This is a genomic window from Acetobacterium sp. (genome assembly GCF_036508315.1).
Taxonomy (GTDB): domain Bacteria; phylum Bacillota; class Clostridia; order Eubacteriales; family Eubacteriaceae; genus Acetobacterium.
Map to the genome: position 1 here is coordinate 72356 of NZ_DATCHP010000104.1, position 7031 is coordinate 79386.

The following is a 7031-nucleotide window of genomic DNA, read 5'->3' on the forward strand; positions in this document are numbered from 1 at the left end:
AAGAAAGGATACTATTTATATGATTGCAGATGTAAAGAAACAAAACTTGGAGGCTCATAATTTCATCAGTGATTCACTATTGTTTTTAGAAACGCTCAATAAGTTTAATGGAAAAAAAATGAGTGTATCGGACGAGCAGGCATTTTTAGAAAATATTAATGAATTTTCAGCATCATTTATCTATTTCAGAGAAGCTTATGACCAAAAATCAACAAATATTCATCATTTGGCCGTTTTACTTGAAGATATTCGAATAGTTGTCGATAATGGTAATGCTGACTATAAAAACGCTGCAAATGACACAGAGGCTATGGATATTCTATTGGATGTTATTAATGATTCCACCTTGAAAATGGGACATATGGACGCCTATCTGAAGGATGCCGAAAAAGAAGAACAGGAATATAAACGGATGCAAACCGTTGAGCGTGTTTTTCTTGAGACAAAACAAGGTGTTGAAGGGGCAGAAAAGGTTTTTAAAAAGGTCAGTGAAGATGTTAAAAATAATATGAGCAGTATCCATGCAGAACTGGAAAAGATGGACCATCAGCTTGATGTCTTTGAAAATAACGCAAAAGATGTTAAAAAGCAATGCGATAAGGTAGTTATCATTGGGGATGCTTTTGAAAAAGGGTTTAAAGACTGGGAAGTGTCTTCGAATGCCGAAACTAAAAAGGCCTACGCTGACATCATTGCAAAGATAAAAGAAAACAACATCGAATTAACCAATCAAAAAGATAAGTCCATGGAAATCACCGAAAGTTCCTGGGCTAAAACATTGGATAAGATAGAGAAGAAAAGTGCGACCACACTTAACAATGTTGAACAGTTAAACAAAGAATCCCAAGATCTGCTAAAAAAAGAAGGGGTTAAGCAATTTTTGGTTTATGGCGGAAGTGTTATGGCCGGTCTCAATTTTTTCCTTCTTCTGGCCCTGTTTCTTATTAAATAATGAAAGGATGATTAACTTTGCTAATATACTTAACCAGCGATAAAAACAAAAGAGTTTTTGACGGTCAAACCCAGGAAAACGGCATACCTATTCGACCTTTTATTGGAGAATTTACCTTATTGGATTTTGTTTCCAACGACCTTAGTAAATTTGTTGATAGCTGTCGATTCTTAGCGGTGGATTTAGACTGCCTTTTGGATGTTCCGGAAGGTCTATATGAAGCCATTGAATCAATTCGGATGTGGTTTGAGCTTCGGCTTATAATCTTTGCTCGTGAGATTTCCCCTGAAATCAAACAAGGGCTTCTGGATCGCAATATTTACAATATTGTCACCGGAGATCCGAATGAATGGGAAAACCTCATTAATAGCGTGTTTTCTGAAGGCGGTATTACCTATCAGGATCATATTAATAACACTGTATTGGGAGAAGCGCCAATAGAAAAAGAACGATCAATTGCAGAAGAAGTTAAAATCGTCACTCAACCTAAAATCATTGTGCGTCAAGTCCCAATCAAGAAAAAAGATAGAGTTGCAAATATCATGGTTGCCGGTTCTCAAAACCGAACTGGCACCACAACAACCGCCATTCAAATAGCTAATTATTTAGCCAATCAAGGAAAGTTGGTGGCTTATGTTGAAGCCAATGAACACAACCATTTAAAATCCATTATCGAAGCCCACCGTATGACCAAAGAGGAAGACTCTATGGGAGAGTGGTGGCAGACACAGGGTGTGGACTATTTATTAAGTGATGGGGTTTCCTCAAATGATTACGATTATATTATTTTCGATCTTGGGGTATTAAATGAAGATGTCATTGAACCTTTTTCACAAGGCAACATTAAAATAATATGTGGTTCTGGGAATTGTTTTGAGCGAGATCAGTTGTTGTTTGCCACAAGTTTTTGCAACAAAGAAAACATTGAAGACGTGAATACTTTAATAACTTTTCTTTCACAGGAAGAACAATCAAAAAAATTATACACTGCTGCAAAATACGTGAAATATGCCCCTAACATCATGGGTTGGCATGAAAACGTCAATTTGTACAATGATATTTTTAAAATCAATTAGAGGCCAAGGAGAGTGGTAATGAATACACAGCATAGAGAAAATGATATTGTGGGCTATGTCAATGGGAAGGCCATCATTAAAGATGATTCTGGGAAGTGGTTCTTCCTTGAAATTCCGGAAGAATTTGTTTCCCCGGGAGAGCAGACTTTTGAAGATGACCTAACCCCGTTAGCAGCATTAGATATAAACGAACAAAATATAATTGCAAAGGAATTGGCGTGGTAATATGGCTAAATATAAAAGAAAGAGTGAGGAAGAAATAAAGAATGAAATGGATGGCTATAATAAAAAAATTATAGCCCTTGGTGAAAACTTCAAAAGCGATCCGGAAGATATGGCCGATTACTTTGCTTTTTCTTCAAAGTTTTACCAATACAGCCCTAAAAATCAACAACTGATCTATGACCAGAATCAATACGCTTCTTTCGTGGGGAGTTTCCTGTCTTATAAAGAAAAAGGGTATCATGTAGAAAAGGGTCAAAAGTCGATGAAAGTATTTGTGCCGGTGCCATGCTCGTATTTTTACCGAAACGGCGAAAAGACGTCAACACGGCTTGCGGACGCAACGCCTGATGAAAGATCAAAGATAGCCAGTGGAGAAATTGAAGTTAAAAAAGCCATGTCGTTTAAGCTGGGAAGTGTTTTTGATATTTCTCAAACCGATTGCCCGGTGGAAGATTACCCTAAAATTATTAAGTTTGGCGAAAAATCCCACCCACATGCTGAAATTTATGAGAAGCTAAAAGGTTACTGTGAGCAACAGGGGTTTAGTGTGGCTGAAACATCCCTGAGATCCATTGAACTACGAGGCCAATATACGCCTTCCACAAAATCAATTGAGTTAAACAATAAATTGCAAGACACTCAAAAACTTGGAACGTTTCTTCATGAAATGTCCCATGGACTACTCGACCATGATCATAAAGCCGGCGAAACAAGCATTGATACTTATTTAAAAGAATTTGAAGCCGATGGATTAACCATCATGTTTATGTCGCATTTCGGTTTTGAAATCACAGAGGGTACACGAGGTCATCTATCAACCCAGTACAAAGCTTTTAATTCCGAACTTGATAAGCTTCCGGATGATGAAAAAGATCGCTATTCTTTGGACAATTCATTAAAAACGGTCAATGATCTATACAAAGATCACATTGATGCCATGGAAGAACACCTGGAAAAATTAAATAACATCCCTTCATATAATTACGAAGATGAATGGGATCAAGAAATGTAAGACTTTAAGAAGTCTTTTTTTTATGTTTTTATTCAAACACGAAAGGGGGTAATGATGCCGGATAACGAACTTCTTGATACTGAATTATTTAGACTTCTACGGAATGAAAATAAAGAAAGGGATATTTCAATTAACAGATTGATAACGGATCAATTGGGATTGGAAAAAGAAAAAGCCATCAAAGAACTTTTAGACTTGAAATCCGAAATATGTGTCTCCCAAAAAAAGCTTGAGTGCCTAAATAAAGAGATTAAGTCTTCGAAAAACTACAAAGACTCGCTTGTGGATACAAGCCAGGGAATAAAGACGAAAATAAGCAGACCAAAAATACGTGAAGCCGGAGACCAGAGATCTGTTTATGAATGTAATAGTATTGACTGTCAATACTATGTTTTGGTACAATACATATTGACAGTCATTACATATTAAATAAAAGGGGGTTTTGTCTTTGCCACGACCACGGAAATTAGTGCCAATGCAAGAAATTATTGTTTTTCAACAACATCAAAAGGGGATCTCCGTCACAGAGATTGCTTATACCTTTAAAATATCCGCAAGTACCGTTCAGCGTATTGTCAGAAAATTCAAAAAGGATCAGCAATAACTGATATAAAAATCAGGGTGTGTTCAACAACGGTCACGCCCATGAGTCCTGGGGATCAACGCAAAGAAAGCTTTTCTTTTCAATATCCAAATAAAGACTCACAAATTTACAACCGGGAGGACTGTTTTAATGAACAATAAAAAAATTAAAATAATGGACGTTCCAAAAGATGCAGTTAAAAAATTTAGAGATGAAGCTAACTGGCTATCTTTTCTAAAATCCGCATCATGGCACTATAAATATTCTTTTCTCAATCAACTCCTTATTAATGCTCAAAATCCAGATTCTACCGCACTCACAACCATGGATGCCTGGAACAAGAAACTGAATCGTTATGTCAATCGGGGATCCAATAGCATTTTGGTGGTTGATGATGGCGGAAAACAGACACAACTTAAATATGTATTCGATGTGAATGATACACATCAATCAAAACCGGATGGGAGAGAGTTTTCCTTGTGGAAATTTGGGGAAGATAAAGCCGAGGCGGTACGTTGCAAACTGATTGGAAATCAACCAAAAGATAATTTCAAAGACCTGGATTTAGGTCAAACACTTAAGTTAATAATTGAGAATAGAATTTTGGAAGATTTAGATCTATATCAATCCGATTTGTTTGACGAAGATAATCCGAATCTTCACAAGATACAAGCTGCTTTCGTTGATATGCTCATCCAAAGCACCAGCTATTTTGTTTTATCACGGTGTAACATTGATATTCAACCATATTTTGGAAAATCAGATTTTAAAAACATCAGCCTTTTCGACAATCTGCAAGCCCTGGATTTTCTAGGAGTCAACGTTGGAAATATTGCAAAACCATTATTGATGCAACTTGGTAAAATAGTTCAGGCACTTAACAAGGAAAAAGAAATCGAAATCGAAGAAACGAAAGGGGAACAACATGAAAATAACATATCGCAAAGAGGGGGATTACAATTACCCCAATCTGGAGCTGACGGAACAGCCAAAGGAACACATCGGGAAATACGGGGAACTGAGACGGCAATACCTGATGAAAAGCAAGAATTGGAAATACCAATACCTGTTAATGTCGGAAACATTAACCCAACACCTATTGGATATCGACCAGACAGCCGAGATCCGGATCGACAAGATCATGGAGGATTCATTGAAAAAAAATCCAGCGCCGGACAAAGCGACACTACAAATGGAATGGGTGGGATACATGAACAATCTCAAACACTCAGCCGAGGAAATCGTGATGGCGGAACTGATTTACAATTAGAATATTATGAGCAGAGACCGGAAGACACCATGCTTCCGGTTTTTTTATTATCAAAAGAGATTAATGAGATTCTTCGCTCCACGCCCTATCTGTCAGCTGCCAAACAGGAAATCACAGATTTCTTTCATTCAAATGCTAGCGAGAAGGTACGCACCGATTATATTAAAAGCATCTTCAATAATAATGTCATCGACTTTACCCCTGGTGACGACAACCGTGGCGTTGGTTACAAGGCCTATCAGAACGTCCTGCTTCTTTATGAAGGAACCTATGACAATCAAACGGCTCACGGATTTTATGATTGGGATGTTATCACCCGATATTATGCCGGCATGGTGTTGCTTAATGAACTGGATCAAGACGCGATTGCCTTTCCTTCTTTGAATAGTCAATTGTTAATGTCCGGACAAGATAACCCCTTAATAGACCCGATTCCAGGCGGTGTCCTTGATGCCATTTTGAAAGATGGCAGTGGCTTTCAGCAAGGCAAATATCGTATCCACGAACTTTTTCAGCGAAACGAAACAGCCAGGGTCAAGGCTGATTTTTTAAAAAATGAATACGGAACCGGCGGTCGTGCTCCTGCCATTAGTGGGACGAATATCAGTGTGCATAATGATGGAAAGGGTCTGCACATTGATCGAGGGGATACAAAACTGTCATTCTCATGGAGTGAAATATCCAACCGTATTGAAGATCTTATTAAAAAAAGCCAGTATCTCACTGAAGAAGAAATGAAAAGCCTAACTGACGATGCATTTATAAACAAGGTAAACGCCGATATTGATTGGCGAATAAAAGCTGTTTCAGAACCTCGAATAAATAAGGAAGGTCTAGAACATGAAACAGACCCTGAACCTTTCGTGGAATCCAGCACATCCGGAACTTCTCAATGCGAGTACTATGAACCACAACCCAGGAGTGTTCCACGATTAGGCCATGCACTCCTTTTGAACGATATTCTCAGGGAAGCCCCCTATCTATCAGCGACTAAACAAGAAATCACGGATTTCTTTCGTTATAATTCCAATGGTATAAAACGTGCCGAATACATTAAGAGTATTTTCAACATCGATGCTACAGACCTAATCCTTGGAGAAGGCAAAAGCCTTCGCAATGTTGGTTATGAAGCCTATCCAAAGGCCTTAATTATTTGGGAAATCGACACGAACAATACAAAGGTTGAGAGTGATTATGATTGGGAGACTGTTTCAGATCATGTTGCCGATATGATCTTGTTTAATGAACTCGACCAAGTTAAAGAATCCTCAAACAGCAACCAACTCTCGATGTTGGGTTTTAGTCCGAACAATGAACCATCCATTCCAAATGAAGTCACTGACATTATATTAGAAAAGGGAAGTGGCTATGAAAACGGCATATTTCGGATTTATTGTTTGTATCAACGCAATATTTCACCTGATTTAAGAGCTGAATTTCTTGAAAACGAATATGGAAGTTATAGCGCCCATCCGATCATTCCGGGAACAAGCGTTAATATGTACGCCAATCCACAAGGATTACACATTGAACACGTTCATACGGATGCCGCTCAAAACCTTGATGTGGTTCTATCCTGGAAGGAGTTAGAAGTATTCATTGGTGACTTAATTCAGTCTGATAATTATTTAGCTGATGCCGAGAAAGAAATGTTGACCGATGACTTTTTAGCAACGATCAATACTGATCTAGACTGGCGTATGGGTGAAATCTTAAAACCACGTAAAGTTGTTAATCAAACACCAACTATTGACAATAGGAACGTGGATCCGCAAGCTGAGATCCATATGGCACCAAATCTTAATGCGATAGAAGTTGAAACGACCAATTTCCACATCACAAATGACAAACTGGGTTATGGTAGTGCCAGAGATAAGTATCACGATAATATCACCGCCATTAAAACACTTTTT

At 38.0% G+C, this 7031-nt stretch carries 6 protein-coding genes and 1 pseudogene; all 7 read left to right on the plus strand.

The features are described from left to right. The first annotated feature begins 19 nt into the window (after nt 1-19). Nucleotides 20-952 (plus strand): hypothetical protein, encoded by a 933-nt coding sequence (locus VIK44_RS12720; protein WP_331554266.1) that lies wholly within the window; start codon nt 20-22, stop codon nt 950-952. Between the two features lie 17 nt (nt 953-969). Then, the gene (locus VIK44_RS12725; RefSeq protein WP_331554267.1) at nt 970-2028 is read left to right on the plus strand and encodes a hypothetical protein; all 1059 of its coding nucleotides are present in this window, start codon (nt 970-972) and stop codon (nt 2026-2028) included. 18 nt (nt 2029-2046) lie between these two features. Beyond that, nucleotides 2047-2253, plus strand: a complete 207-nt coding sequence (locus tag VIK44_RS12730) for a hypothetical protein (protein ID WP_331554268.1) — start codon at nt 2047-2049, stop codon at nt 2251-2253. Between the two features lies 1 nt (nt 2254). Next, nucleotides 2255-3265 carry an ArdC-like ssDNA-binding domain-containing protein gene (locus VIK44_RS12735; RefSeq protein WP_331554269.1) on the plus strand — a complete coding sequence of 337 codons (1011 nt, stop codon included), beginning with the start codon at nt 2255-2257 and terminating at the stop codon, nt 3263-3265. A 51-nt stretch (nt 3266-3316) separates the two neighbouring features. Beyond that, complete coding sequence (locus VIK44_RS12740; RefSeq protein WP_331554270.1) at nt 3317-3694, plus strand: hypothetical protein; 378 nt, start codon at nt 3317-3319, stop codon at nt 3692-3694. A gap of 19 nt (nt 3695-3713) precedes the next feature. Then, on the plus strand, nt 3714-3869 hold the full coding sequence (locus VIK44_RS12745) for a helix-turn-helix domain-containing protein (protein WP_331554271.1): 156 nt from the start codon (nt 3714-3716) through the stop codon (nt 3867-3869). A 129-nt stretch (nt 3870-3998) separates the two neighbouring features. Beyond that, nucleotides 3999-7031, plus strand: a pseudogene (locus VIK44_RS12750) (hypothetical protein); the annotation flags it as partial.

What these genes read in the sequence shown, in the direction of transcription:
- VIK44_RS12730 (WP_331554268.1), top strand. Translation starts at nt 2,047, where the DNA reads ATGAATACACAGCATAGAGAAAATGATATTGTGGGCTATGTCAATGGG.
- VIK44_RS12735 (WP_331554269.1), top strand. Translation starts at nt 2,255, where the DNA reads ATGGCTAAATATAAAAGAAAGAGTGAGGAAGAAATAAAGAATGAAATG.
- VIK44_RS12740 (WP_331554270.1), top strand. Translation starts at nt 3,317, where the DNA reads ATGATGCCGGATAACGAACTTCTTGATACTGAATTATTTAGACTTCTA.
- VIK44_RS12720 (WP_331554266.1), top strand. Translation starts at nt 20, where the DNA reads ATGATTGCAGATGTAAAGAAACAAAACTTGGAGGCTCATAATTTCATC.